Below are 3,231 nucleotides of genomic sequence, written 5' to 3' on the forward strand. Positions count from 1 at the left end.
CCGTACGCGACTTCGCAAGAGACTCCAGCAGTTCCCGCTGGCCGGGTTCGAGCACCAGTGGTGCGGCAGCACGTGTCACGTCTCGAGTCTACTCCAATGACTAGCTATTTACGAGACAGAACACTAGCGGGTCCACACCGCCAGCACGCTGCAGCCGCAGCAGACGGCCAACACCACTGCGACCTCGATGATCGATACCAGGTGGTTCGACCACATGCCGAACCTCGTCACGTCGGCGCCCTGCCCGTCGTGCACCCGGTTGCGCCACACCCCGAACCGGAAGTCCAGGATGGTCGCGGCACCCGGCTGGACCACCACACTTGTCGTCACCAGCGGCACACCGATGAAGTCGGTGAACTTGATCTGGTGCGGCCCGGCCGGGACCGGGATGTGCCAGGTGCCCGCGCCCGGGATCGGCACGTGTCGGCCGTCGACGCGCAGCTTCGCCGTCTTCGGCACCGGGACCATGTACGGCCCCCGGTTGACGGTGACAACCAGGGCGCCGGCGCCCGTCGGCAGCGCCACCGGATGCGGGTACGCGGCGGGTTTCGCGGGCTGGCCGGGGTCGGTCATGGCACAGGATCTTGACACATTGACCCTGGCGGCGGGTGCCCCTGCCTGCCCGCAGCTCAGCCGAGCGTGCAGGGCGTCCCGTTGAGGGTGAACGAGGACGGGCTGCCGGTGCCACCGGTGTGGGTGGCCACGAACCCGATGGCGATCGCGGCGCCCGGCCCGATGATGACGTGGTCGTCCAGGCCACGGGCGGTGACCTCGCCGCTGAGCGGCGAATACACCGCGTTCCAGCCGGTGGTGATCTGCTGTCCGGCAGGCAGCGGGAACTCCAGCAGCCAGGCGGTGATCGTGGTCGCGCCGGTGTTGGTGATGGTGATGCTGCTCGTGAGGTAGGTGTCCCAGGTGTAGGCCGAATAACGGACGTTGCAGGCGGCCCCGGTCGGCGGCGAACTGGTCGGCACAGCGGTGCTGGCCGACGGGGCGCCGCTGGGCGGCAGAGCCGTGCTGGGCGGCAGAGCCGTGCTGGGCGGCAGAGCCGTGCTGGGCAACGCCGTGCTGGCCGACACGGTGGCCGGCGCGCTGACGGCGGCCAGCATTACGGCCGCCGTGGCGACACCGAGAAGGCTGCTCTTCAGTCTCATGGGACTGCGATTCCTCCCGAAGTCGGGCCACGGCAATGCGGCGAAACGAGGAGTGCCGTTGCCGCCGACTGTCCGGTCCACCGCGCAAGCACCAACGCTAATCGATGTTGTTCGATTGTCAAGCCGCAGTACGAGCTGCGGTCGTAGAGCCGCATCCGGGCGCCATTGGTACGGACGCGTCGGGAACGTGGGCACACCGACCCGACCACGCCCCGACGATCTCACTGGCCAGCGGGCTGGCAGCAGCAGCGAGGCCGACCGGACGCGCGCCGGTCAGGGGTTGTTCAGGGCGCCGAGCCCGCCGAGCAGCGCGACGCCGCCGCAGCAGAGCACGAGGACCGCAACGAACGTGACGATCCCGACCAGGTAGTTCGACCACATGCCGAACTTCGTGATGTCGGTGCCCTGACCGTCGTGGACCCGGTTGCGCCACACCCCGAACCGGAAGTCCAGGACGCTCGCAGCACCCGGCGGGACCACCACCGCGCGGGTCGTCACCATCGGGATGCCGATGAAGTCGGTGTACCTGACCTCGTGCGGCCCGGCCGGCAGCGGGATGTGCCAGGTGCCCTCACCGCTGATCGGGACGTGTCGACCGTCGATCTGCAGCTTCGCCACCGTCGGCACCGGAATCAGGTACGGCCCCCGGTTGACCGTCACGACGAGCGCGCCGAAGCCGGCCGGCAGGGCCACCGGTTGCGGGTACGCGACCGGCGCCGAGGGGATACCGGGGCCATAGGGGTAGGTCATGGCACGAGATCCTGGCACATCCACGATGGCGACGGTGCCCCCGGCCTGGCCGGCTCAGCCCCGCCGGGTCACGTTTCCGACCGGCCGGGAACCGGGACGGCGGAGCGGCTCAGGCCGGGGCGGGGAAGTCGAACTCGCCGGCCTTCACGCCGGCGACAAAGGCGTCCCACTCGGCCCGGGTGTAGACGATGGTCCCACCGTCCGGAGCCTTGCTGTGCCGCAACGCCACCCGGCCCGAGCCGTCGACCAGCGGTCCCGCCTCGACGCAGCTCCCTCCGGCATCACTGCTGTAGGTGCTGATGTGCCAGGCCACCGCCGGCAGGGTCTCGCTCATCACAACTCCTCCGCGATCGTCGCGACCAGTTTCACCGACTCGTGCGGGTCGAGGGCGACCTTCCGCAGTCGATCGTACGCACGGCGGAACCGCTCGGACTTCGGCGCCTCGAGATAGAGCCGGCCGCCGAGGTTCTCGATGTAGGCGACCTCGGGGTAGGGCCGGGGCATGGTGAACAGCACGAACGGGCCGTTCAGCGCGGAATGCGTACCGAGACCGGTGGGGAGTACCCGGATTTCCACGTTGGACCGCCGGGCGACCTCGGCCAGGTGCCGCAACTGCGCCGCCATCACCGCGCGACCCCCCACCGGTCGGCGCAGCGCGGCCTCCTCGACGACGGTGGAGACGGAGATGTCCCGCCGGCCCTCGAAGACCCGCTGCCGCTGCATCCGGAGGTCGATCCAGCGGGCGACCAGGTCGTCCGGCGCGTCCGGCTCCTCGACGCTCCTGATCACCGCTTCCGCGTAGGCACGGGTCTGGAACAGCCCCGGTAGCAGCAGCGGGTTGTAGGAGGAGATCCGTGCGGCCCGGGACTCCAACCACGGGAAGTCGATGAAGGAGGCGTCGACCACGTCGCCGTAGTCCTCGTCCCAGCGGTCGGTCCGCCACACCTCCTCGGCGAGACTGAGCAGTTGCTGCCGCTCCTGGGCCCGGTGAAAACCGTAGAGGTCCAGCAGGGCGTAGACGTCGTTGCGTTGGATCGGCCACTCGGCCCGCTCGTAGCGGCCGAGCGCCGACCGGTCCCGGTTCAGGTGCTCGGCCACCGTCTCCAGGGTCATGCCGCGCTCCTCGCGCAGCTCCCGGAGCCGCTGGCCGAGCCACTGTGCGCGCAGCGTACGGATGAAAGGCTTGTGCGCCATCGTCCACCTCAGCCTCGATCCACCGATGCGGTTCGTGTTGATCGCAGTTGAATAGATTTGATCCGATGTGGTTTCGGGGCAGGGTGGATTCGCCGATTACGTGGTCGGCTTGCTCGGGGCAGGGTTGTGCGGG

General features: G+C 69.3%; 5 protein-coding genes. All 5 read right to left on the reverse strand.

Features of this window, described 5'->3' with window-relative positions; genetic code table 11:
• Positions 1–123 precede the first annotated feature (123 nt).
• The 5 genes from ABGB21_RS36750 to ABGB21_RS36770 all read right to left on the reverse strand — a co-directional run bounded on the left by ABGB21_RS36750 (position 124) and on the right by ABGB21_RS36770 (position 3,098).
• Entirely contained in the window at positions 124–573 is a 450-nt protein-coding gene (locus ABGB21_RS36750; RefSeq protein ID WP_347655869.1) for a hypothetical protein, read from the reverse strand.
• Between the two features lie 56 nt (positions 574–629).
• A complete protein-coding gene (locus tag ABGB21_RS36755; RefSeq protein WP_347681748.1) occupies positions 630–1,154 on the reverse strand; it encodes a cellulose binding domain-containing protein in 525 nt (174 codons plus the stop codon).
• A gap of 273 nt (positions 1,155–1,427) precedes the next feature.
• The gene (locus ABGB21_RS36760) at positions 1,428–1,904 is read right to left on the reverse strand and encodes a hypothetical protein (RefSeq protein ID WP_347655866.1); all 477 of its coding nucleotides are present in this window, start codon (positions 1,902–1,904) and stop codon (positions 1,428–1,430) included.
• A 109-nt stretch (positions 1,905–2,013) separates the two neighbouring features.
• A complete protein-coding gene (locus tag ABGB21_RS36765; RefSeq protein WP_347655864.1) occupies positions 2,014–2,238 on the reverse strand; it encodes a DUF397 domain-containing protein in 225 nt (74 codons plus the stop codon).
• Entirely contained in the window at positions 2,238–3,098 is an 861-nt protein-coding gene (locus ABGB21_RS36770) for a helix-turn-helix transcriptional regulator (RefSeq protein ID WP_347681750.1), read from the reverse strand. The genes ABGB21_RS36765 and ABGB21_RS36770 overlap by 1 nt, the downstream gene beginning before the upstream one ends.
• Positions 3,099–3,231 lie beyond the last annotated feature (133 nt).

The organism is Plantactinospora sp. B24E8 (genome assembly GCF_039871735.1).
In the GTDB taxonomy this organism is placed as follows: Bacteria; Actinomycetota; Actinomycetes; order Mycobacteriales; family Micromonosporaceae; genus Plantactinospora.